Genomic DNA, 24,986 nt, shown 5'->3' with positions numbered 1-24,986 from the left:
GTTCTATCCCCCCGTATCAATGTTAAGAAATACCTAAATATTTATGACATGTTTCTTTATCCTCTCGCAGCTCATTCATAAAACCTTTATGCACAATACGCCCATTATCCATAATGTAAAAATAATCACCGATTTGACTAGCCATCATAAAATTTTGTTCAACAAGTAAAACAGTCGTTTTCTCCTTCATTTTCAAAATTGCTACCATTAATTTTTCTATCATAATTGGTGATAGCCCCTTACTTGGCTCGTCAATAAGCAATAGTCCATCACTATTAATAAATGCTCTTGAAATAGCCAACATTTGTTTTTGTCCCCCGCTTAAAAGCCCACTTTTCTTATTCCAAAACTGCTTTAAATCAGGAAATAGCTCGAGCATCCAATCTATTTTCTCGTGAACTTCTTCTCCTTTTCCACTCGCAAGTGCGAACGTCTCTTCTACTGTTAAATCATGAAAAATCCCTTGATTTTCTGGTACATAGCCTATTCCTTTTCTTGAAATTAAATGTGTAGATAATCCATTGACCTGCGTACTATCATAATAAATCTCACCATTTGCTATCCGATGAAATCCCATAACCGATCGCAACGTTGTTGTTTTTCCCGCCCCGTTTCTTCCAAACAGTACAGTAATCGTCCCTTTCTCAACAGTGAGTGATACCCCTTGTAAAATATGAAACTGATCTAAATACGTCTCTATATTATTCACTTGTAATAGAGCCACTATATAATCCCCCTAAATAAGCACTTTGTACACGCTCATCTTTCATCATTTCTTCTGGTAACCCTTCCGCTAATAACTCGCCATGAAATAAAACGATAAGATGGTCCGACAAACCTAGTACCATATCCATTTTGTGTTCGATGAGTACGATTGTGCTCTCTGGATGTTTTTTAATATTTTCAATCACTTGTAAAATAGCCGGAACTTCCTCAACTGAAATACCCGCAGTTGGCTCATCAAGCAGTAATACATCTGTCTTTAATGCTAATAACATAGCAAGCTCTAACTTTCTTTTTTCCCCGTGAGCTAAATCTTTTGCTAATACCCCCTCTTTCTCATGAAGTAGCACTGTTTTTAAAAGACGTCTCGCCTCTCCAGTTTGCTGCTTTAACTTAGCTACATTCGGGAAAAAACTGTAATAATCTTGAACGAATGATTGAACACTTAAACGTACATTTTCAAGTACCGTTAACTCTGGGAATATATTTGTAAGCTGAAAAGAGCGCCCGATTCCTAATCTTGTTCGGTCTGAAATCGATAATTTTGTAATCTCTTTTCCTTTAAAATACACTTCACCTTTCGTCGGAGAAATTTGTCCACTTAGTAAGTTAAATAACGTTGTCTTGCCGGCACCATTCGGTCCAATAATTGAAATGAGCTTTCCCTTTTGTACCGTTAAATTAACATCTTTAATAACATGATGGTCACCAAAAGATACACAAAGATTTTTCGTCTCTAACAAATGTGTCACGAAATCCCTCCCTTTAAAGCTTTCAGTATGAAAGAAATACGTATAAAGAGGGTATCCCCTCTTTATACAAAAACAACAGAAAATTCAGTCTATTTATTTTGAACTGGTGGTTCTGTCTCTTTCATCGTTAATTCTCGCTCTAACACTGGTACCGGATAATCAACACCATCTTGCTTTTTCAACGTGATAGAATATAGCGTCTGCATCGCTTGGTGGTCTTTCTCTCTAAATTTCATCTTTCCTTTCGGTGTATCAAATTCCATTCCTTCCATTTTCTTAATCAATGTATTTACATCTGTATCACCATTTGTTTTCTTTAATGCTTCCACAATGGAAATTGCCGCTGACATTCCTCCTGCTGTAAATAAATCTGGTACTGCACCATTAAATCTTTTTTTATGTTCTTCAACTAACCAGTCATTCACCTTATTTTTTGGAAGTGCATGATAATAAACAGAAAAACCTTGCATTCCTACTAATGCATCCATCGTTTTTAATGCTGGTATATCCGGTGCACCAGTAGAGACTTTAATACCTTGCGCTTCCACATTCATATCTTTCAACTGTTTCCAAGGTGAATTTGCCCCTGCCCAAACGATAAATAAGTAATCTGGTTTTGAGCTAATGATATTTTGAATATTTGCCGTAAAATCTGTTGAATTCGTGTCAGCGTATTGCTCGTTTACAATGTTTGCTCCTAATTTTTTCGCACCCGCTTTAAATGCCGCAATCCCTTCACGACCAAAAGCGTTATCTGGAGCAAACGTCGCAATCTTTACATCTTTTTTCGCAATTGCTGCTGCTCCTGCAATCGCATCTTGTGAGGAACTTCTTCCAGTTCTAAAAATATATTTATTCCAGTTCTTCCCGGTAATACTATCAGCAACTGCCGGTTCTACAACCATAATTTTTTCATATTCTTCAGCAAGTGGTAAAACCGCTAACGTATCACTTGAACTAGACGATCCGACTAAGAAATCAACTTTCTCTTCTTCTAATAATTTCGTAGCTTTCTTTACCGCTACATCGGCTTTCGTTTCTGTATCTTCTACTACAAACTTAATTTTTTTCCCTTCCACTTTCCCTGTTCCACCAGTTGCATAGTCTAACCCTAATTCAAATCCGTTCACTGTTTGCTTTCCATACGATTCTAATGGACCTGTTAATGATGCAAGAACCCCTACCTTAATCGTTTTTTCATCCTCTGTACTTGTTTTCTTTCCTGAACAAGCTGCCGTTATTAATAACGAACCTAAAACACAACCAGTAAACATTGTTTTTAGCCACTTACGTTTTTTCATCGACATTGTGATCCTCCCCATACTTTACTTTCTGATAGAATCAAACACGCCAAATTCCCCTGCCCGTAATCATGACTTTTAAACTATAAGATAGATAATGGAAAACTGTTGTAGTATCCTCTACATTCGGCACAAATCTATAATCACCTTCCTATTAAATGGAAACGGACATACAATCAATATATATTCCGTTATCCAATTGAAAATACTGTTTCATTACAGTATTCATCACGAAAAAAAGCTGCAATAATTAACTTAAGTTAATTATTGCAGCCTACATAAAAAGCACTTAATTATTTTCTACCCTTTCTAACCCTTCAACCAATTGTTTCTTATCTAGCCCTTCCCCGATTACTACCAAGTTTGTCGGGAAACCAAAATCTTGCTCCAGTAAAGTTGGTACGCCAAACGAATATTGGAATAGATGAGGGTATTTATCTCCATGGAATTTCACAAAACCTTTCACTCGATAAATACTATCTGGTAAATTCGAAAGCCATTCATATAATTTGTCTTGATCAATCGATTTCGTAAATTGATACGTCATCGTTTGTATATGTAAATGCTGTTTAACATGAAGTGTCTCGTGTTCCCCAGCACTCACAAATTCAGCTTCTTCTATATCATCTAAAGATATATTACAATATTTTGTTTCAAACAATTTCGCATGATTATTTATTGCTTTCACTTCTTCAAGTACTTTGTTCTTATCTTCTTCTGTTAGTAAATCTGATTTATTAATAAGAAGGTGACTACTAAATTTCATTTGCTCATGCAGTAACTGTTGCACATTTGCACTTAATATACTTCGATTTAACCATCTTACTGCATCTAAAACGACTACAATTGATTTCACTTCTAAGAAAGGTGCTAAAATTGGTGATACACATGCATCTAATACTTCAATTGGATGTGCGACGCCTGTTGTTTCTATGTAAATTACATCTGGTCTTTCTTGCTGATATAATGAATGCAATTGTATTTCAAGTTCTTCCTTTAACGTACAACAAATACATCCTTTTAGTAATTCTCTTAACACATTCTCTTTACCAATAATATCTGTATCTACTGAGTATTCACCAATTTCATTCATTAAAACAGCAACTTTTCTATTCTTCTTCTTCTCCGCTAATAATAAATTTTGTAATAATGTTGATTTTCCACTACCTAAAAAACCACCTAATATATGAATTTCCACTTTATTCATTTGATCAACCATCCATTTCTTTATTTCAAACGTATTCAAAGCGTAATAATTACGATTTATATTTATCATTTTATTAAAAGAATAACAATTTGTAAATATATCTTCTATCTTCACTTTTCATTTACTTCATGAGCAACTCTAATTCCAGACTCAATCGCTCCCTGCATCCACCCATGTGTCAACGTTGTATGTTCTCCTGCAAAGTGTACGTTTCCAGCCGGCGACGCAATATAAGGAAATAATTCTAGCTCTTGGCCTGGTTCAAAAGCTGTAAATGCTCCGCAAGAATACGTATTCTTACTCCAGCTAAAAGATTCCCCTGTTATAAACTCACTATAGACTACATTCCCATATATTTGCGCTAAATTTTTCAATGCGTAACGAATACGCTCTCTATGCGGGAGACTATCCCATGTTAAAGCCTCATCCGCCCACGTATAACTTGCTATAACGATAGCTGCCCCTGGTGACTGAATGCCATAGCTCGGATAATATGTAAAACGTATCGGTAAATCCGTAATAGATTTCCCACCATACTGCCCGACTCTTTCCCAAAATCTACTTTTGAACTCTATCGCAATTTTAGTTGCAGCAATATAATTTAATTCACGAATTGCTCGTCTTTTAAAATAAGTGAATAAATGAAATGGCTGAACTTCTACAAATCGTAACGCCGAAAACGGAATTGTGATAATAGCAATATCACTTGTTATTGTAAATGGATCTAACGTTTGTTCATGGTTTACTTGCAGCATCACTTTATTATCTTCTTGTATTATTTTTTCTACTTTATAGGACATAAAAATATTATCCTTTAGCTGTGGCAAAAATGCATTTGGTAATGCATCCATCCCGCCCGTTATCTCGTAATATTTCGCCGTTGAAGTAAAAAAAATCATTTCCCGTAATACTTCAATTAAAGACATTCCCATATATGCTTCCATATCAAGAAGTACACCAATCATATCTATTGCTCCATCCGAATAATACTCCATTAAAAATGAACCAAGCGAATACGTTTTATACTTTTTTTCAACGATAAACCAGTTTTTATTAGGATCCTTCTTAATATAATTTAGTATTGGTTCTAATACCTCAAGCATTAGCTCTTCTGCCGTTTTTCCTCTTTCTTTATCCAAAACCGGATATTCAAGTATACTTGGATCATTTTCAAACACATTCAATCTCGTTTGAATATGATTCGTATAAATGATATCTGCAAAAGTTTTATTTATAAAAAGGTTTAACGGTAGTTTAAATTTACGAATATACGCTAAAGTTAACTCATGCGTATCAGGAATTCTCATCGGTCCTGCATTAAAGTATAAACCCGCACTAAACGGTTCACGAATCGTATACACCCTGCCACCTATTCTATTATTTGCTTCTATAATCGTTACTTCATGTCCAGCCTCTTTTAATAAAGAACCTGCAACTAATCCAGAAATCCCTGCACCGGCAACTGTAATTTGTTTGGGGTTATTCGTTTTGGCAAGCCCTTCATGAACAATTTGAAGCATTTGTTCCATCGATAATGGATTCCCCATACCATTTCCCCTTTTAAAAAGGATTTTACTGAATTATATTCAGTTAACTGAATTCCTATGTTTTGTTCGCAAATTTGAACGGATACATTTTCAAATACTTGAATATCTTTTATAAAATGTAATAAACTAGATATGAATCTATAGAAGTAGGACGTATTATCTTACATAATAAAATCAATGAAATTGCGAGGAATTGTGAAATGAAAAAAGGTATTAACCGTGTTGTATTAGTAGGAACAGGTGCAGTTGGATGTAGCTATGCTTACTGCATGATTAACCAAGCTGTAGCTGAAGAATTTGTTTTAGTTGATGTAAATGAAGCAAAAGCTGAAGGAGAAGCAATGGATTTAAGTCACGCTGTTCCATTTGCACCAGCTCCAACTAGAGTATGGAAAGGCAGCTACGAAGATTGTAAAGATGCTGATCTTGTAGTCATTACAGCTGGATTACCACAAAAGCCAGGTGAAACACGTTTAGATTTAGTTGAGAAAAACGCTAAAATCTTTAAACAAATCGTTCGCAGTATTATGGATAGCGGATTTGATGGCATCTTCTTAATCGCAACAAACCCTGTAGATATTTTAACGTACGTTACTTGGAAAGAATCTGGTTTACCAAAAGAACGAGTAATCGGTTCTGGTACAACGCTTGACTCTGCTCGTTTCCGCTATATGTTAGGTGAGTACTTCGACATTGGTCCACACAACATTCATGCTTATATTATCGGAGAACATGGCGATACAGAACTTCCAGTATGGAGTCACGTATCAGTTGGTATTCAAAAACTACAAACGCTTCTTGATAAAGACAACACATACACACAAGAAGATTTAGACAAAATTTTCATAAATGTTCGTGATGCAGCCTACCATATTATTGAGCGCAAAGGTGCAACTTATTATGGTATTGGTATGTCACTTCTGCGTGTTACAAAAGCTATTTTAAACGACGAAAATAGCGTATTAACAGTTTCAGCATACTTAGAAGGTCAATACGGTCAAAAAGATGTTTATATCGGCGTACCTGCTGTTTTAAATCGCGGCGGTGTTCGTGAAATTTTAGAAGTAGAATTAAGTGAAGACGAAGAATTAAAATTCGATCACTCTGTTCAAGTGTTGAAAGAAACAATGGCTCCCGTTCTTTAATCGTATATTTCATTCAAAAAAGCAATCCAATTCATATTGGATTGCTTTTTTATATTTTTATTGTTCATCCTCAATCTAAACCGTAATATGATCCATAATAGAAAGGAGTGATTTTATGGATGATTCTTGGACAATTGTCATCCTCTTACTAGCTGTAGCGTCATTAATACTTTTTCTCTTTTTAATCATCAGAACGCTATTTCCAACTAAAAAATATGATAAGAATCTCGGGTTGATCCTTATTATTTTAAGCTTATTAGCAATACCGATAAGTATGTTCCTTATAGGAGGATGGGCAGGTATGGGGATTGGCATAATCGCGGTCCTTATTTTTACTGCTGTTATTATAGCTTTAATTGCAAATAAATTTATAAAACTACCTCCTCAAAAAAAAAATAAGAAATAACCGATGTTTTCAAAAAGACAACATCGGTTATTTCTATCACTTATTGCTTTTAATCAATTTATCATTATTTACGTCAAGTACATCTAATAAAAAGATAAAGATCGGTATCCCGATAATAAGCCCCCATATTCCGAGGAAATGCTCTGAAAAGATGAGAATCATAAATGTATAAAAGACAGGCAAATTCGTTTTTGCAGACATAAATTTTGGATTTAAAAAATAACTTTCAAGAGCGTGAATCACTGTAATGAACACTAGTATGTACAAAACGTACATAACCCCACCTACGTTATAGGCAATGATACAAAGTGGAAACAGTGAAATGATTACGCCGGCAACAGGAATCAACCCTAATAAGAAAATCATAACAGCTAATACGAGAAGCTGTGGAAATCCTAAAACGATTAATGCAATGACAGTCAGGATACAATTTACAACTGCAATTAAAAATTGTGCTTCAATTACTTTACCGAACGACCTTGCAAACCTTTCACCAAAATATGCAATCTCCTCATAAAAAATCTTTAGCTTACTCTCTTTAAACTTAGAAGTAAATGTAATAATACGCTCTTTTTCTAATAAGAAAAATAAGCTTAATATTAAAGACAATAATATTTGTAAACTCACCTTTCCTATATTCGCTATCGATTGATAGATGACGTCTACACCTTGTTCTATATATTTTGATACTTCCATTCCATTAATTGTCGAAAGTGCATATTTAATGATCTCATTATCCGGTGGATTTTGAAAAAACAGTTTAAATTGATAAATCAATTGTGAAATTTGTATCGTTAGCACAGGCAAATATTTATACAATGTTGTGCCGATAAAGGAAACTAATATTATATACAAACATGCGATAACAATTTTTCGATTCACTTTCAATTTCTTTGAAATAAAACGTTGAAACCGATCCATTAAAAATGTCAGTATAAACGTAATTAATATTAAATTGATCATACTTTTTAATCCATATAATACAAACGCTAATATTATTAAAACGATAAACCGTTGAAACCCTCTACTTCGAAAAAAATTTTTCACTTCATTCATTAAGATTTAACCTCCCCCTTCTATGGATGGAAATTTGATATATTACAAAACGAACGTATTCATTGTAATACTATTACATTTTATGAACTTCTATAGACAATCTTTCTTACTAATTTGGAAGAATCCTTTTTTTCTTTTTTAATGTCTGATTTTTAATCTAATCCTTTCCTAAAAACTATTTTTAAATTCTATATTTTAGGAGAACGTCTATTTTTAGACTGTTGTTCATACGCATATCCAATATTGAAAAGTTCTTTTTCACCAAACTGCCTCCCGACAAATACAACACCTACTGGCTCTCCATTTTTATCATAACCTGCTGGTACCGCTAATTCAGGATAACCAGCTACAGCTGATAAAAGAACTTCATCGTTATTAATCATGACTAAAGCGTCCAATCCTTTTTCTACTAAATATCTATCTAGCTCTTTCCTTGCATTTTCTTGACTCGTTTGAACTACTTTTTCAAATTCATCTTTCGTTATAGCAGATTTTTCAGAGCCCTCAATTAATGTTTGTCCATATTTCATTCTTCTTTTACTATCTTTTTTATTAAACGCTATAATCTCTTCTAACGATTTTACAGGCACATTTTTTTGCTTCGAAAGATAGTCGTTAACATTATGTTTGAACTCATATTCTAATGTTTGCAGATTATCTACACCCTCGCTACTTAACTGAATATCATCAGTCAATATCGCACCGGCATCTTGAATGTCTTTTCTAATCTTTTCTGCTACTGCTTTTCTATTTTCATCTTGTTGATCTACAGAAAAAAGAATCCCTATCTTTTTTCCTTTTAATCCATCTATTGATAAATCATTCGTATAATCTATTCTATCTCTATCTTTCATTTTTTCTGTCATAGCATCTTTTTCATCATAACCTACCATTGTATTAAATAACGTTGCCGCGTCTTTTACCGTTCTTGCCATTGGCCCTGCAGTATCAAGTGCTTCAGCTAATGGGATAATGCCAGCTCTGCTAACCATACCTAACGATGGACGTAACCCAACTACAGATTGCTGCGTCGCTGGTGCGACAATAGACCCCGTCGTTTCTGTCCCAATTGCAAGCGGTGCAAAATCTGCCGCAACCACTGTAGCAGACCCCGAACTCGATCCTGATGTATCAAATGTAATTGGACCGTACGGATTTAAATTTTGCCCTTTCTTCCCGCTATATCCACTTGGCATTGTAAAAGATAAATAATTCGCCCATTCAGACATATTTGCTTTACCTAAAACAAATGCCCCCTCTTCTTTCAACTTCTTCACAATCGTCGCATCTTCATCTGCAACCCAATCTTTTAATACAAAAGTGCCTGCGCTTGTCGGCATCACTTTTGCAGTTTGTACATTATCTTTTACGATGACAGGAATGCCGTATAAGTTCGATTTTTTATTTAACGACCTCTCTTTATCTAACTTTCGTGCTTGCTCTATTGCATTTGGATTAATCTCTGTAACAGCATTTAATGATATTCCATTTTGGTCATGTTCTTGTATTCTAAAGAGATAAATACTCGTTAATTCTTCATATGATAATTTTCCATCATCGACCATATTTTGAAGTTCATCCACAGTTGCATTTACAACTGCTTTTTCTTTTATCTTTACATTATCTATGTTGATTCCTTTAAGCTGCTTATGTATCGGCTTTAACACTCTGTCTTTATCATATACAATACGCTCTGGTTCCTTTGGAAAATAATTTTTATACACGTAATATCCACCGGCACATACCAATAGGACAATACCTCCGGCGATAGACAACGTTATCTTTACCCACTTTTTCATGTTGCTTCCTCCACTCTTACAGTTGCTCAGTTATATAAAAAAGAGAGTTATCTTTTACTTAACTCTCTCCAATCAAAATGTTAAATGAAAAAATGAATGATTTCAATCTAATCACTTCTTTTTTTGCATTTGCTTCGCTAACATTTCTTTCACTTGATTATACGTTAATCCTGAATTTTTATTTAAACGTTTTACTTCCTCGACATCAGTACCTACCACTGTATATTTTTTCTCGTCATTCATTTTCCTACTTCCTTTCTCACCTGACTATTTGTTATATTCCTTCCCTAAATGCTTATAAATTAACACTAATACAAAAAAGGAAGCTGTTTCTAAGCACAGCTTCCTTCTCGTTACATATTGTATTTCTTAATAAAATTTCACTACATCTTCAGTAGGTAAGAATGTTCTTTCTGCTGGCTGTTCATTTGGTTCACCAAATGGCATTTGACCTACTAAGCTCCACTCTGCTGGAATGTTCCAAGTTTCTTTTACTTCAGCATCTACGATTGGGTTGTAATGTTGCAGTGATGCGCCAATTCCTTCATCAGATAATAGCATCCACACAGTATGTTGTAACATTGCATTACCTTGATGAGACCAGCTTCCTCCACTCTTACAGTTGCTCAGTTATATAAAAAAGAGAGTTATCTTTTACTTAACTCTCTCCAATCAAAATGTTAAATGAAAAAATGAATGATTTCAATCTAATCACTTCTTTTTTTGCATTTGCTTCGCTAACATTTCTTTCACTTGATTATACGTTAATCCTGAATTTTTATTTAAACGTTTTACTTCCTCGACATCAGTACCTACCACTGTATATTTTTTCTCGTCATTCATTTTCCTACTTCCTTTCTCACCTGACTATTTGTTATATTCCTTCCCTAAATGCTTATAAATTAACACTAATACAAAAAAGGAAGCTGTTTCTAAGCACAGCTTCCTTCTCGTTACATATTGTATTTCTTAATAAAATTTCACTACATCTTCAGTAGGTAAGAATGTTCTTTCTGCTGGCTGTTCATTTGGTTCACCAAATGGCATTTGACCTACTAAGCTCCACTCTGCTGGAATGTTCCAAGTTTCTTTTACTTCAGCATCTACGATTGGGTTGTAATGTTGCAGTGATGCGCCAATTCCTTCATCAGATAATAGCATCCACACAGTATGTTGTAACATTGCATTACCTTGATGAGACCAGAATGGGAATTGATCTTTATATAACGGTGCATTTTCTTGCATTTTTTCTACAGTTGCTTGGTCTTCAAAGAATAAAACTGTACCTACACCTGTATGGAAACCTTTTAGTCTTTCTACAGTCGCTTCAAAGTTTTCTGCTGGTACGCGTGATCTAAGCGTTTCTTTTACGATATCCCAAAACTTTTCATGCTCTCCATCCATTAATACAACCATACGGCCACTTTGCATATTAAAAGATGTTGGTGCGTGTAAAGCTGTTTTTAACACTTCTTCAATTCTTTCTTTCGTAATCGCATCGTTTTTTGTTACTTTACGAATTGAACGACGGTTCACGATTGCTTCTTTTAAATTTGTTGTAGTTGCTGACATTTTAATTCCTCCAAATATTTGTTTTATTATTTATTTTGTTATTTCATAACAATCGAATTAGCAATATCCATCGGTATTACATTGCACACCTTCAAATGAATTTGTTTTATCCTTTTCAATTTCTTTATCAATGACCCTTTCTAGTGTTTCTTTACTAGCAAGCCCTTGAATGACTTCATCTCCAATCATGACAGTTGGAACAGCCATAATATTCGCTTCATCATATGCGTGCTGAATTGCTTCTTGATGCTTTTCTTTATATTTACGAGTTACTAAAGCATCTTTAAATTCCGCCTCAGGAAGTCCTACTTCTACCGCTAATTTTGTTAACACATCAATATCTTCAATGTTTTGCTCTTCTTGGAAAAATGCTGTGAATACGCGGTGATGATACTCATTACCTAGTCCACGTTCTTTCGCAAATTGACATCCTTCGAAAGCTAAATGCGTATATGGATGTGGGGAAACACGTGGCAAACGCATATCAATTCCTAACTTCTTCGCTGTCGGAAGAATGAAAGCATCCCATGAACCTAATTTTTCTGGCTCATTCCATGGGTCTATTTTTGAATATGGACTTGGACGTAATTCAAATGGCATCCATTCAATCTCTACATCTTTCTCTTTCACTACCTCATCTAATGGACCTTTTGCTAAAAAACAAAACGGACATATAAAGTCTGAGTATACTTTCATTTTTACAGTCATAATTTTTACACCTTACCTTTATAGTTGTAATCAATATAGTTACATCGATAATAAAAAAATATAGATAATATTTTAAGCATTCATTTTCTCTTGTAAAGATTCAAACAACTGCCCCATCGAAATATTTTTCAAAACTTCTTCCATCGCGGATTGTGCTTGAATTAATATAACTTCTAACACCACTTGAATATTCGCCCCAATTGGACAATCTGGATTCGGTTGCTCGTGAATATGAAATAGCTTGTCTTCTTCGACTACGTTCACTGCATGATACACATCTAACAATGTGATTTCATGTAAATCCTTTAATAATCCCGCACCACCTGGCCCGCGATTTACGTAAACAAATCCAGCTTGTTTCAAGTACGACATAATTTTACGGATTACTACCGGATTTGTATTTACACTTTCAGCCATATAGTCTGAAGTACAAAGTGAAGATGGATTGTTTTTCAAAATAGATAAAATATGAACAGCTATAGAAAAGCGGCTACTAATTTTCATCGTCATCACCACCTCGATGTAATCATTATAGTTACAACTAAAAAATAAGTCAATCCTTTTCACAGATTTTTTATAAGTAAATTAAAAAGTGTCCCATTATGATATATGAGACACCTCTTTTTATTCTGCAAATAGCGCTTGAAATTCTTCAATAAATAGCTGCACAGCGATTGAAGAATCCTTTAATGAAGGAGCAGCTAAAGCAATTTCTCTCCATACTTGTGGTTCCAATTCTCTCGTTTGCACATTTTTTGGTAAATTCGTTAAAGATAATTCAGCCAATATTGCAATGCCTAATCCTTCTTGAATCATATTTAAAGCTGTAGTAACTGTCGAAATTACATACTCAGCCCGAAGTGGTACGTTTGCTTGTTTAAACATATCAATAATGGGTGGTTCGTATCCACCCTTACATAATATGATCGGTTCATTCTCTAAATCACTAATTGTAATAGCGTCCTTCTTACAGAGAGGATGATCCTCTCTTAAGATAACAACCATTTTCCCCTTCGCTAATGGAACAATCTCCATATCTTTATTAGGCAAAATAACAATTCCTATATCAATAACCCTCGATACTAACCAATCTTCAACTTCTTTAATCGTTCCTTCACAAAGAACGACTTCTAAGTTCGGATACTTCTCCTTAAAAAGGTTTATCATTTTGGGTAAGAAATGTGCAGAAGCGCTCGGAAAACTCCCAATTCGAATCGTCCCAACTTCGTGTCCTTTCTCCATCGCAACTTCTTGCTCAATTTTCTCAATTCCATTCAATATTTCTCTAATATGAACAAGAATTCTCTCTCCTACGTCAGTAACAATTAAACCTTCTCTCTTATCACGTATAAGAATCGTAATATCTAATTCTGACTCAATACTTGAAATGGCATGACTGACAGCAGGCTGTGTCATATTAAGTGCTTTTGCTGCTTTCGTAAAACTACCTAATTCAACCGTTTTAATCAAAACTTGTAGTTGTGTAATGGTCATAACTAATCACTTATACCCCTTATAAAAAAGATTCATTTTATTTATCACAGTCGATATCATAGTGAAATGAAATACAACAAGGAGGTCTTACCGTGACACAGCTTTCTCGAACAAAAACGGCCATAATCCTTACTTTTCTCGTTATTATGTGGGGAATTAATTGGCCTTTATCTAAATTTGCCTTGCATTATACACCACCTGTTTTATTTGCAGGCGTTAGAACTTTAATTGGGGGATTCATTTTACTTATTTTCGCATTACCGAAATACAAAGCGCTACATTTAAAAGAAACTTGGCATTTATACGTTATTTCTTCTTTACTTAACATCATTATCTTTTACGGACTACAAACTATCGGTCTTCAATACATGCCCGCTGGATTATTTTCCGCAATTGTATTTCTACAGCCTGTTTTACTCGGCATTTTCTCGTGGATATGGCTTGAAGAATCAATGTATGGCTTAAAAATTTTCGGTTTAATTCTAGGATTTATTGGCGTGGGGGTTATTAGCTCTAGTAGCTTAACCGGCCATATTTCTATCATTGGAATCCTTCTCGCATTAGGTTGTGCGATTGGATGGGCACTAGGTACAGTATTTATTAAAAAAACCGGGCACCGCGTTAATGCTATTTGGATGGTAACACTTCAGCTTATTATTGGAGGTCTTTGCTTAGTCGGATTTGGATCAGAGTTTGAAAGCTGGTCTAGTATCGCTTGGAGTATGCCATTTGTTAGTGTGCTACTCTTTATTTCGTTCTTTGTTATTGCAATGGGATGGCTCGCTTACTTCACACTTGTTGGAGCTGGTGAAGCAAGTAAAGTTGGAGCTTATACGTTCCTTATCCCTCTTATCGCTATTATTGTAAGTTCAATTTTCTTACATGAGGCCATTACAATGAGCTTGTTTATCGGTCTATTATTTATTGTCGTGAGTATTTGCTTTGTAAATATAAAGCCGAAAACACTTACTGTAAGGCAGCAGGTTGAAGTGAAATAAATAAACGTGAAAAAGAGCCTACTATTTGTAGGCTCTTTCTTATACCTTACTTTTTACGACGTACTACAAAAACAAACGTACCTACCGAAGATACAATCGCTAAAACTGATAACACAATTGCTATTGCTTGCATATTACTTGTACCTTCATTTTTTACCACACTAGATACTTCTCCATGTTCTCCAGTTAAGGACGTACCTTTTGCAATTGTAGTAACTGAATGCGGTTTTTCAGCTTTCTCATCGCCTGTCCATTCAACAATTTCTCCGTCTTTATATTGTTGATACGCATCCCAGGCTATCTTTTGTTCTTTATCTGGGTTTTTAGCGACGAAAGTAAATCGTTGGAACTGACCAGATAAAATCCCTTCTCCTGTTGCTTCCCATACTACAGTTTTCACTTTTCCAGCATTATCTTTTTGCTCTTCCACTTTCCACCCTGGCACTGGTTCATACTGTTGAAACTCAACGCCGGACGGTATTTTCAATGTAACTTTTGTCGTTGCTACATTCTTTTCAACTGGTACTTTTATCGTGTAAGTCTCCCAAGAGTTAACATCCGAAGTTGCTGGCTTCACAGTGACGTGCGCACTTACAGGTAACGAAAAAATTCCCATTGCAATTATTGTTGCGATCATTGTTGTTCCTAATTTTTTTATACGTTTCATTTTCTATTAGCTCCTTTTTATCTATACCTTCTCTTTATCTGCCACCTACAATAAATTTATAATCCGTATCGAAGCTATCAAGAGATTTTGTTAACCCATGAACTTGTATATTCCAATTTCCTGTCATGTTAATATACATACCTTCCGCTTCATATTCTCCCGGTGAAATTGCTGAAACTTTAAATGAACCTTTACCCATATTCATATCTAACGATTGAGTCGTCAATACAATTTGTTCCATATTAGTAACAGGCTGTCCATTCTCATCCTTCAAAGTAATATGAAATGTATTCTGTCCTACCTTATTAGGGCTTACATGTAAAGTAAGTTCATATCCATTATCTAATTGTTTACTCTCTGTAAAAGGTCCAGTAGGAGGCATCGGCGGTGTTTGTACGTTTGTCATAAAAGCTACGATTATGAAAACGATAATTCCAATGATCAACTCTACTTTCAGCGTAGCGCCTAATCCTTGTCGGGTTCGCATTTTCCCTTTCACATAATGAATAATTCCCAATATCCCCATGAAAACGAATAAAAGTATCTTTGCTAATAATGCTAATCCATACTTCGTATCAAATAGGGAATGAATCGTGGGAATAAAAAATGTACTGTTAAAAAGACCCGTTAATACAATGACTATGACAGCACCTGTTGCCCATGGTGAAAAACGCTTAATTGCATCCCAATACTTCGTCCACTTGTCATCCTCTTTACGTAAAAGAAGAATAATCGATGATAGACCGCCAACCCATAACGAAGCTGCGAATAAATGTAGAAAGTCCATAACGACAGCAATGTCTTTAAACTTCAAACCAAATGCGTGACTATTAAAGGCTTTCATAACGAGTAACCCAATAAAAAGTAATATTGGAATGCTCCATACTTTAAACGATGAAAGTTTCTCACGCTTCAACGCAAAATAAGTAACAATGATAAGCACACTAATAAGAGCCATTTGAGTGATCCATACATAACCAAAAACAGATAGTTGCAATGTTTCTTTTAATAATAGTGGATCAAATGCTTCTAACCACGAAACATCAGCATTTATTTTCGCTTGCAATGGTAGATTGCATAGTAAGCTAATGAATATACCTATTAATGATATCCATATTATTCTCTTACTCCTTGAGTGAACTTCTATTGCATCCCCTTTATATATAATAAGATTAAAGAATAGAACTCCTAAAAATAGTGAGAAACTTGTATATAGAACCCCGCGTTCCATAATCATATCGATTTGCGGGACATACCCCATCTCTTCTACTTGTACATCATCTGCTCCCGCTTCGGCTAACCCAATCTGGAACGGAATAACTCCTTGAATTGGATGTCCATCAGCTGAAATAGCTTTCCATTGAATAGAATAGAGACCGTCTTTAAGATTCTCTTTTACCCCTGCCTCTAATAGTTTTTTGTTTCTTTTATCAATATGAGCATCCTTTAAATCTACTCTTTTACCTGAGGTATCTCTTACAAACAATGTATTAAAATGTGAAACTTGTATATCCTCATCAAATTCGATTTTCACGACAGTTGGTGCTTTCTTCAACGTTTCATTTTCAACAGGATTTGATTTCACAACATATGCATGAGCAGACGCGCTTTTTGGTATCAATATAATAAGCACACATGCTATTACTAGCCATGCCCCTAACCTTCTCATTACTTTCACACTCATTTCACTTCTTTCTTCTTCATCGCTACACTTTCATTACTTTATACTTCCTAGTTTGATTTTCTGACGAAATATTAACCTGATTAAGTATAAATTTCCATGCTATATAATACTTACTTTCTCCCCGCCTTTAAACTACTAATATAATAGTAACTACCCTAATTAAAACAACTTATATTTTTAAAGTCGATTGTAATTATATCATAAAATATATTTATGTAAGTTCCTTAAGAAGAAAAGTTCTCGTGAATCATTTGTGAAAAAAATGTGAAATACATAAAGTGAAACTTTAATTAGCCCTCACCAATAGAGCTTTTACGGGCAGTAAGACTCCTACAAATAGCGAGATAAATTAATAGGTGTTACGTAATAACGTAACACCTTTTAAAAAATATCCTTCTTCTATTTCTCTTCCGGATAATCACAATACTCAATAATCGTTCCTTCTGTATCCGCTGGGTTCAGGTAAATTAATCGTCTACCATGTTTATTCATTCGAAGTGTATGCTCTAATGTTCGAATACCTTGTTCTTTTAATTCTTCTAAAGCCACATCTAAATCATCGACACGATACGCAACGTGGTGAACACCTTTCCCTTTTTGTTTTATAAAGCGTGCTATTGGCGACGTCGTATTATTCGTCGGTGCAAGTAGTTCAATTCTATCTCCATCCACTTCTATAATAGCAACTTCACTTTCCACACCTGGTGCTTCACTTACGTAACGATCTATTAATTTCCCTGATAGAACCTGTTCATAAAAACGTATCGTACTATCTATATCACGAACTGCGATTCCGATATGATCAATTGTTTTTTTCATTTTATTTCCCCTACTACTTTATTTTTTCTCATTATTAATAGTAACAAAAAAAGCTATAGAAACAAGTTCTATAACTTTTTTTATTTAACCTATTTTCTTATCCGCTCTAGTTGCTGGTTGAACTTGGTTTTTCACTTTTAAAACGCTAATGCCATATCCGATAAATCCACCGATAATCGCTGGGAAGATCCAGCCTAATCCTACTTCCTGCATCGGAAGGAATTTAGTGAACACTTGGCTTACTACTTCAATGTTAACTCCAGCTGCACTTAATCCATCGAATAAGCTGATGATAAATGTTACGATTAAGCTCACTTGATAAACTTCAGCTCTTCCTTTGAATAATGAATGGAAAAATGTTAAGAAAATCAATACGATTGCTAGTGGATAAATTGCTGTTAATACTGGAACAGAAACTGCGATTAATTGTGTTAATCCTACGTTTGCAACAATTGCACTAAATACACATAGCGTAATTGCAATTGCTTTATAAGGAATATTTGGGAATAACTTATGGAAGAATGAAGAACATGCTGATACAAGTCCCACACTAGTTGTCAAACAAGCAACTGTAATCATTAATCCTAATAATACTCCACCATATGATCCGAAATAGTAATTAGAAACTTTCGCTAATACTTCTCCGCCGTTCTCTAAATGTCCAAGCTTCGCAACACTTGAAGCTCCCATATAAGAAAGTGCTGTATAAATAATTGCTAAAATAGATGCTGCAATGATTGTCGCTTTTGCACAAACGACCATAATCTGTGTTTTCGTTTTCGCACCTTTTTCTTTAATTGCATTAATGATGATGATTCCGAATACGAATGATGCAAGCGTGTCCATTGTTAAGTATCCTTCTTGGAATCCTTTAAAGAATGCATGTGATGTATACCCTTCCACTGGTGCTTGCATATCTCCAATTGGATGAATAAAAGCAACGATTACTAAAATACCGATGAATGTCAATTTAATTGGCGTTAATATTTTTCCAACAATATCGACAATTTTCGCAGGATTTAGCGAAAAAAAACAAGTGATGCTAAAGAATATAATTGTGAAAAGAATTAAAGGTGTAGAACCTAATCCTTCTGGCATAAAAGGCTTAAGACCAATTTCATAAGAAACATTACCCGTTCTTGGTATTGCAAATAACGGACCGATTGCTAAGTATAAAACTGTTGTAAACACAATCCCGAATACTGGGTGAGCACGACTTGCTAATGACTGTAAATCATCTTTACCCGAAAAACCAAATGCTAGTACACCTAGTAATGGTAATCCAACACCTGTTACTAAAAATCCAGCGTTAGCAATCCATACATTCTCTCCTGCCGATTGACCTAGCATAGCTGGGAAAATTAAATTTCCGGCTCCAAAAAATAGTGCAAATAACATTAATCCAATAACTACTATGAACGAAAACGGTACTTTATTCGCCATAATATAACCCCCATTCAAATTTCCTTATCTCATTTTCCAATTTTAACTAATTGAATTTTCTGAATATTTAATTTAAGTATCAACTATTCTTGAACTCATTATAATTCGCTATATAATATTTTGCAATACTATTTTCAAACTTTTCTTTTATTTTATGAATATACATTTTTTAACATAGAATATAGACTAAAAAACCAACATGGTCATCCATGTTGGTTTTTCCATTTACTATCAGTAATTAAAATTTCGCAGCTACTTTTTTAACGTTTTCTAAACCTTCTTCAACAATTTGTTGTGAGCGATCTGGATATTGATTGTGTCCTTCAATTACCACTGTTTCTGGATTTGTAATTCCCCAGAATCCAAGTACAGTTGTTACATAATTAACCGCCATTTCCATGGGAGCCATTTGCTCTGAAGAATAATCTGAACCACGAGCACCTAGTACAACTACTTTCTTATCACCAGCTAAACCTTCCGGACCATTTGCTGTATATTTAAACGTTTTTCCAGCTTGAGAAAGGTATGAAATATACGTGATTAATGGTGCGGGTACTGTGAAGTTCCATAATGGGAACGCAAATACAACTTTATCAGCTTCTAAAAACTGATTTAAATATTGATCTACTGTTGCTACAGCCTTCTCTTCTTCAGCTGTTAACTCCATTCCTTGACTGCGTTTATATCCACCTGAAATTGCGATATTTCCGTAATAAGGAAGATCTAATGCAAATAAATCTAACTCTGTAATTTCTGTATTTGGGTTCGCTTCTTTATAAGTACTTACAAATGTTTCATACATTTTTGAACTAATTGCTTGCTCCGCTGGACGATCGTTTGCTTTTACAAATAATACTTTTGACATTGTTTTATTCTCCTCTACTTTCGTAATTTCTTCTTTTTTACCAAATAATGAGCTAAATAGTCCCATTTTCTTCACCTAATCTTTCTTTTCATATTCATTATTCATCATCATAAAAATTCTTATTCTAAGAAAAAGTTCCAATAGAGACCTTCATTTCAGGAATCTATAACTTTTTGTTATTTAATTACCTTATGTAAGTGATTGTAATATAGTCACTTACTTTAGTCAAGTAACTTTTAACAAAAAATAAAGTCTCGAATTGAAATTAATAATAAAACACCAAATACTACTTTATTACTTGTATAATTAACTTAGAGAGGGAAATTCATATTTAGAAAGGATTTATTCATGAGCACTATAGAAAAGATTCAAACTTTTATTATTCTATTTGCTGTTACATGCGGCATTGTACTCGGACAATTTAATATCATACATATGTATTCAGACAAATTTATTGTCCCCTTCTTATTTTTCATGCTATATGGATTATTCCTCAGCATCCCATTGAAAGAGATTAAAAACGGATTTCGCAATTTAAAATTTGCCGGAACAAGCCTTACCATTAATTTTTTATGGACGCCTTTCCTCGCCTGGGGATTAGGTGCATTATTTCTTTCAGATCACCCAGCACTTTGGGTTGGGTTTATAATGTTAATGGTTACTCCATGTACAGATTGGTACTTAATATTCACTGAAATAGCGAAAGGAAACGTAGCGCTTTCCACAGCGATTTTGCCTGTAAATTTAATTTTACAAGTATTATTGCTACCCGTTTATTTATTTTTATTTGCCGGTGTAATGAAGACTGTAGCGGCTTCTATTCTAATAGAAAGTATCGTAATCGTTATCGTCTTACCATTTTTACTTGCACATGCTACAAAATTCATTATGAATAAAATGAAAAAAGCTGAAACACTCGAGAATAAAATCATTCCGTTTTTCAGCTCTGCTCAAATTGTATTTTTAAGTTTAGCAATTGTAGCGATGTTTGCATCACAAGGTAAATATTTACTTCAAAATATGAATGTTGTGTTATTATTACTCATTCCTGTTCTATTGTTCTTCATCATTAATTTTTTACTAGGACAATTTATCGGGCGTATCCTGCATTTATCTTATAAAGATACAGTAAGTTTAAGCTTAACAACATTAGCAAGAAACTCGCCTGTTGCGCTCGCTATTGCTGTGACTGCTTTTCCAGACGAGCCTCTTATCGCACTTGCACTCGTTATTGGACCGTTAATTGAGTTACCAGTACTTGCTTTTGTTTCACAAGTGTTGTTACTTATTAAGAAAAAACGGCAATACGCATAATAAAAAGCGTCCCACTTTGGGACGTTTTTTATTGTCGAGAAATTATATACATGCAAAATTGAATTATCGGCTCTAAAAATTTTATACGTTATATAAGATTGACTTTTCGTTACATTAACAGATCCTCTTTAATTAAAAATGATAGGAAAAGTAAATATAACGAACGCTGACCAAAGTCCGTAGATTGGCAAATACTTCGTAACGGCATCTTGGATAGGTAAAGGTCCGGATTTATTTTGTAGAAAACGCATATAAGAGAGCATAATCCAAATTAGATTTGCCCAAATCAGTATATTTACTCCTAAAACAGCGAGTCTATTAGGCGTAATACCATAGGAAGAAAGTCTGAACACGATAGCTGACAAAGCCACACTGTCAATAATAAGCGCAAGAACAATTAAGACAAAATTTATATAATCTGAAATGTTCTTTTTCTCATCTGAGTCGCTCTCAACAATGGAAAATATAGTAACAGCCAATACAACAAGAAGTATTCCGTTGAAGACCATCAAGAAATTGCGGTCCAAAAATGGATTTTTCCCAACCCATATAACCGTTATAAGATAGATCAACAAGGTGATCAGGACAAGCGGACTAAAAATTTTAGCTATATAGGGGGTAATATTTTTAGCAAACTTAAGATTCATTGATACTAAGTATGCAGCCACAATAGCGAGAGCGGCAGCACCAAATAAAACAACATTACTAAAATAGAACTCTCCTATATCCAAGTCAACAAAACTAAATAACCGCATGGTGAATACTGCTAGTATCATTCCGCTAACTGCCATACTGGCGTAAAGAATACTATATTCCAAATTAAATTTAATATAAGCTAACCTTGTACTGCCTTTTGAATATTCATTTCCTGTAAACGCAATCCCTACCAATACCCATAAGAATATAGGAAGGTGTAAATAAGCAAGGATAATACTGTCTTTATCATTTAATGGCAGCATATTAAGATAAAGCCCAGAAATTAGGAACAACGCTGCAAGAGAATAAATAATACTTTTTTTCGGAGTATTATTGTAGACAAAATAGGCAGCAATAAAGGGGATTATACCAAAAGCCAGATTAATCGGAGCAATTGCTTCCTGTTCGACAAAGTGGAAAATGATTCTGGTGCTTAATCCGGCTAGAATAGCTAACATGCCCATGAATAAGAAACCCTTTTGAATCAAGGAGGGCTTTCTTGTATTTCCCTTCTCCTTGAAATGTAATCTTTCATACCAAATACCCAGAACCTGAGAATTCGGATTTTGTTCCCATGCTTGTGAGAATGACTTTTTAAAAGCTTTCGGGTCTTTTCTATACATTCTCTCCAACTCATGAGGGTTATCCATATTTTCAATAATCAAATTGTGACTGTTCATAGTTTTACCTCCTCTAATAAAAAACAACGTTGTTACCTTTTCCATAAAAAGCAACTCGCTTTTTTATTCTGATTTTGATTTTAATATAAATTTTATCGTTTTACAATAAATTTTTATTATTTAAGATAATATTTTTGTTGTATATTTTTATTCCAAGCAAAAACAAAAAGCATTCCTCATTCAAAGAAATGCTCTATAACTTTTTATAAACATCGGTGTAAGCTACAGTCAGTTTTGAAACTTCCTCAAGTAAAGAACTTTTTATCCCGGCTCAATTTTTCGTAAGATGTCTTTATTACTTGATTGAAGGCTATTTTTGCTTTGTTCATATCTCCTAATCAACCATTTCCCAAAATTGAGATGCTACTTTGGAAATTCTTTGATTTTTTAATTTTACTATTACAGGTTCTAAATGAAAATCAAATTGTTTCAATTCAAAAAGCGTTGTATGTTCTAAAAATGATGATGTGTAATCCATTCTTGGAATAACGGATAATCCTAGTCCTCTACTAACAAGTGCTACAACCATCCTTATATCTTTACACTCGATAATGAAATTTGGCTTGACTTGATGTTTATCAAACACCTTGAAAAGGTCTTCATTGAAGGAGAGTCCTTCCATTGCTCCTAGCATAATGAATGGGAACTGGGCAATCTGTTCAATCGTCACATGCTGTGATGAAAACGATGTTGCCCAACTTGATGGAATAATCACAGCGGTTGGTTGTTTTTTTAATATTTTCATCTCATATTGTTCACTATTGCCCAATCGTAAAAGTAAGGCAACATCAATTTCTCTTTGTTCTAGTTTTTTTAATAATTCTTCTGAATTTCCAGTTACTATTTTTATTTTGACATTAGGGTATTGTGTTCTAAACGTACTAACATAGTCAATGAGCATATTCGAACATGTAGACGATACACCGATATTTACTGTTCCGCCTATACCTTGTTCAATTTCTTGAATTTGCTGCTTTACATCTTGAATTTGCATTAACATTTGATTGGCATATTGGTATAGTATTTCACCTGTTGCTGTAAGCTCCCATTTTTGACGATATCGATGAATTAAAGTTGTGCCAAGATCAGTTTCAAGCTTTTTTAATAATTGGCTAAGCGGGGGCTGCGCGATATGGAGCACTTCTGCTGCTTTAGAAATGCTTCCTTGCTTCACAATTTCTTTAAAGTAATATAATTGCCTGAAATCCATTGTATCTCTCCATCATATGTTTTTTGATATGATTAGTTTATCATATATATATTTTTCATATGTCGAATTTGGCGTTATATTTAATTCTATAGCTATAGTCTTTATATTAATAATATTAACTAGAAAGTGAGAGATACTATGAATCATTGGAACAGAACCTTGAAGCGCATCTTCTTATACGTGCTCGGGTTGTTTTTTATGTCGATTGGCATTAGCATGTCGATTCAAGCAGGATTTGGTGTATCGCCTGTGTCATCATTAGCATATGCAAGTACGCTAACGATTGGTTTATCGATTGGTGTGACAATGGCGCTTGCAAATGTTTTATACATTATTATTCAAGTAATATTAAGTAAACGAATGGAGTTAAATGAATTTGTGAGTCAATTCATTATTTCGTTTTTATTTGGTTTTTTCATGGATGCAACGCTCTTCCTTGTCCAACTTTTCCCTGCACCTGAAACTCTCCTTGCTCGAAGTGTATATTTGATTGTTAGTTTATTTGTTATAGCGGTCGGTTTAATGGGCTATACAACAGCGAAACTACCATTAATGCCGTATGATGCATTAACTTATGCAATTAGTGAAAAATTTAATTTAAAATTCGGTAAAGCAAAGATTTTGAGCGATTTAATAAATATTTGTGTGGCTGGTGCAATCTGTATAATTTTCATTCAATCATTAGGCTCAATCGGAATCGGCACACTAATTGCCGCCTATTTTATCGGCAAAATTTTAGGGTGGATGATACCGTATTATCAACCACCTCTCCAACAATGGGTATTTAAAACAGAAAAGGCTGCCTAAGGAATCATAATAAAGTACAGGAAAAATAGATGAATCAAATTCCTCAACCGAAATCAAATAATGAATTTTGCACCTTACCAAGTGCCAGTCCAC

General features: G+C 34.3%; 25 protein-coding genes and 1 pseudogene. 5 read left to right on the top strand and 21 right to left on the bottom strand.

The genetic code is table 11. The annotated features are described in order from the left end of the window. Positions 1–22: 22 nt before the first annotated feature. The 5 genes from JDS98_RS06160 to JDS98_RS06140 form a co-directional block, all read right to left on the bottom strand. The gene (locus tag JDS98_RS06160; protein WP_001196711.1) at positions 23–724 is read right to left on the bottom strand and encodes a branched-chain amino acid ABC transporter ATP-binding protein; all 702 of its coding nucleotides are present in this window, start codon (positions 722–724) and stop codon (positions 23–25) included. Next, positions 702–1,475 carry an ABC transporter ATP-binding protein gene (locus JDS98_RS06155; protein ID WP_000149304.1) on the bottom strand — a complete coding sequence of 258 codons (774 nt, stop codon included), beginning with the start codon at positions 1,473–1,475 and terminating at the stop codon, positions 702–704. The genes JDS98_RS06160 and JDS98_RS06155 overlap by 23 nt, the downstream gene beginning before the upstream one ends. An 89-nt stretch (positions 1,476–1,564) precedes the next feature. Then, positions 1,565–2,782, bottom strand: coding sequence for a substrate-binding domain-containing protein (locus tag JDS98_RS06150; RefSeq protein WP_000062008.1), 1,218 nt, complete (start codon positions 2,780–2,782; stop codon positions 1,565–1,567). A gap of 283 nt (positions 2,783–3,065) precedes the next feature. After that, positions 3,066–3,983, bottom strand: a complete 918-nt coding sequence (locus JDS98_RS06145) for a CobW family GTP-binding protein (RefSeq protein WP_199633646.1) — start codon at positions 3,981–3,983, stop codon at positions 3,066–3,068. 110 nt (positions 3,984–4,093) lie between these two features. Next, a complete protein-coding gene (locus tag JDS98_RS06140) occupies positions 4,094–5,530 on the bottom strand; it encodes a flavin monoamine oxidase family protein (protein WP_000528020.1) in 1,437 nt (478 codons plus the stop codon). A gap of 200 nt (positions 5,531–5,730) precedes the next feature. Here JDS98_RS06140 and JDS98_RS06135 point away from each other — a divergent pair, with 200 nt between their 5' ends. Both JDS98_RS06135 and JDS98_RS06130 read left to right on the top strand, forming a co-directional pair. Beyond that, positions 5,731–6,675: an L-lactate dehydrogenase gene (locus tag JDS98_RS06135; protein ID WP_000715319.1), complete on the top strand. Its 945-nt coding sequence runs from the start codon at positions 5,731–5,733 to the stop codon at positions 6,673–6,675. 115 nt (positions 6,676–6,790) lie between these two features. Further along, a complete protein-coding gene (locus JDS98_RS06130; RefSeq protein ID WP_199631559.1) occupies positions 6,791–7,081 on the top strand; it encodes a YesK family protein in 291 nt (96 codons plus the stop codon). Positions 7,082–7,117: 36 nt separating this feature from the next. Here the strand turns inward: JDS98_RS06130 and JDS98_RS06125 are convergent, their stop codons facing one another. From JDS98_RS06125 to JDS98_RS06095, 9 genes and pseudogenes are all read right to left on the bottom strand, one after another. Then, on the bottom strand, positions 7,118–8,137 hold the full coding sequence (locus JDS98_RS06125; RefSeq protein ID WP_001006567.1) for an AI-2E family transporter: 1,020 nt from the start codon (positions 8,135–8,137) through the stop codon (positions 7,118–7,120). Between the two features lie 188 nt (positions 8,138–8,325). Further along, entirely contained in the window at positions 8,326–9,936 is a 1,611-nt protein-coding gene (locus JDS98_RS06120) for an amidase family protein (RefSeq protein WP_199631560.1), read from the bottom strand. Positions 9,937–10,047: 111 nt separating this feature from the next. Next, positions 10,048–10,179: a hypothetical protein gene (locus tag JDS98_RS30445; protein WP_000997344.1), complete on the bottom strand. Its 132-nt coding sequence runs from the start codon at positions 10,177–10,179 to the stop codon at positions 10,048–10,050. A gap of 126 nt (positions 10,180–10,305) precedes the next feature. Continuing rightward, positions 10,306–10,539, bottom strand: a pseudogene (locus tag JDS98_RS06115) (nitroreductase family protein); the annotation flags it as partial. 108 nt (positions 10,540–10,647) lie between these two features. After that, complete coding sequence (locus JDS98_RS30440) at positions 10,648–10,779, bottom strand: hypothetical protein (protein ID WP_000997344.1); 132 nt, start codon at positions 10,777–10,779, stop codon at positions 10,648–10,650. Between the two features lie 126 nt (positions 10,780–10,905). Further along, the gene (locus JDS98_RS06110) at positions 10,906–11,508 is read right to left on the bottom strand and encodes a nitroreductase family protein (RefSeq protein WP_097959115.1); all 603 of its coding nucleotides are present in this window, start codon (positions 11,506–11,508) and stop codon (positions 10,906–10,908) included. Positions 11,509–11,565: 57 nt separating this feature from the next. Then, positions 11,566–12,216: a DsbA family oxidoreductase gene (locus tag JDS98_RS06105; RefSeq protein WP_000216688.1), complete on the bottom strand. Its 651-nt coding sequence runs from the start codon at positions 12,214–12,216 to the stop codon at positions 11,566–11,568. Positions 12,217–12,288: 72 nt separating this feature from the next. Continuing rightward, the gene (locus JDS98_RS06100) at positions 12,289–12,720 is read right to left on the bottom strand and encodes an Rrf2 family transcriptional regulator (RefSeq protein ID WP_087970027.1); all 432 of its coding nucleotides are present in this window, start codon (positions 12,718–12,720) and stop codon (positions 12,289–12,291) included. Positions 12,721–12,840: 120 nt separating this feature from the next. Continuing rightward, positions 12,841–13,710, bottom strand: a complete 870-nt coding sequence (locus tag JDS98_RS06095; RefSeq protein ID WP_000156755.1) for a LysR family transcriptional regulator — start codon at positions 13,708–13,710, stop codon at positions 12,841–12,843. Between the two features lie 92 nt (positions 13,711–13,802). On the opposite strand from JDS98_RS06095, the gene JDS98_RS06090 reads away from it, so the two are divergent. Further along, complete coding sequence (locus JDS98_RS06090; RefSeq protein WP_097959109.1) at positions 13,803–14,708, top strand: DMT family transporter; 906 nt, start codon at positions 13,803–13,805, stop codon at positions 14,706–14,708. 46 nt (positions 14,709–14,754) lie between these two features. Here JDS98_RS06090 and JDS98_RS06085 read toward each other — a convergent pair whose 3' ends face one another. The 5 genes from JDS98_RS06085 to JDS98_RS06065 all read right to left on the bottom strand — a co-directional run bounded on the left by JDS98_RS06085 (position 14,755) and on the right by JDS98_RS06065 (position 20,252). Beyond that, positions 14,755–15,375 (bottom strand): YcnI family copper-binding membrane protein, encoded by a 621-nt coding sequence (locus JDS98_RS06085; protein WP_070173026.1) that lies wholly within the window; start codon positions 15,373–15,375, stop codon positions 14,755–14,757. 34 nt (positions 15,376–15,409) lie between these two features. Next, a complete protein-coding gene (locus JDS98_RS06080; protein WP_199633640.1) occupies positions 15,410–17,059 on the bottom strand; it encodes a copper resistance CopC/CopD family protein in 1,650 nt (549 codons plus the stop codon). A gap of 399 nt (positions 17,060–17,458) precedes the next feature. After that, entirely contained in the window at positions 17,459–17,878 is a 420-nt protein-coding gene (locus tag JDS98_RS06075; protein ID WP_000750859.1) for a VOC family protein, read from the bottom strand. A gap of 84 nt (positions 17,879–17,962) precedes the next feature. Further along, the gene (gene brnQ, locus JDS98_RS06070; RefSeq protein ID WP_087970024.1) at positions 17,963–19,321 is read right to left on the bottom strand and encodes a branched-chain amino acid transport system II carrier protein; all 1,359 of its coding nucleotides are present in this window, start codon (positions 19,319–19,321) and stop codon (positions 17,963–17,965) included. A 238-nt stretch (positions 19,322–19,559) separates the two neighbouring features. Then, a complete protein-coding gene (locus JDS98_RS06065) occupies positions 19,560–20,252 on the bottom strand; it encodes an FMN-dependent NADH-azoreductase (RefSeq protein WP_000522498.1) in 693 nt (230 codons plus the stop codon). 282 nt (positions 20,253–20,534) lie between these two features. On the opposite strand from JDS98_RS06065, the gene JDS98_RS06060 reads away from it, so the two are divergent. After that, positions 20,535–21,500, top strand: coding sequence for an arsenic resistance protein (locus tag JDS98_RS06060; protein WP_199631563.1), 966 nt, complete (start codon positions 20,535–20,537; stop codon positions 21,498–21,500). 128 nt (positions 21,501–21,628) lie between these two features. On the opposite strand, the gene JDS98_RS06055 is transcribed toward JDS98_RS06060, so the two are convergent. Together JDS98_RS06055 and JDS98_RS06050 are read right to left on the bottom strand one after the other, a co-directional pair. Continuing rightward, positions 21,629–22,876, bottom strand: a complete 1,248-nt coding sequence (locus JDS98_RS06055; RefSeq protein WP_087970022.1) for a DUF4153 domain-containing protein — start codon at positions 22,874–22,876, stop codon at positions 21,629–21,631. A 334-nt stretch (positions 22,877–23,210) separates the two neighbouring features. Then, on the bottom strand, positions 23,211–24,086 hold the full coding sequence (locus JDS98_RS06050; RefSeq protein WP_087970021.1) for a LysR family transcriptional regulator: 876 nt from the start codon (positions 24,084–24,086) through the stop codon (positions 23,211–23,213). 138 nt (positions 24,087–24,224) lie between these two features. Between JDS98_RS06050 and JDS98_RS06045 the strand changes: the two genes are divergently transcribed. Continuing rightward, complete coding sequence (locus tag JDS98_RS06045) at positions 24,225–24,893, top strand: YczE/YyaS/YitT family protein (protein ID WP_087970020.1); 669 nt, start codon at positions 24,225–24,227, stop codon at positions 24,891–24,893. Positions 24,894–24,986 lie beyond the last annotated feature (93 nt).

The organism is Bacillus cereus group sp. N11 (genome assembly GCF_016483605.1).
Classification (GTDB): domain Bacteria; phylum Bacillota; class Bacilli; order Bacillales; family Bacillaceae_G; genus Bacillus_A; species Bacillus_A toyonensis.
Note: the sequence above shows the minus strand (reverse complement) of the source record. Positions and strands in the feature narration are given on the sequence as shown.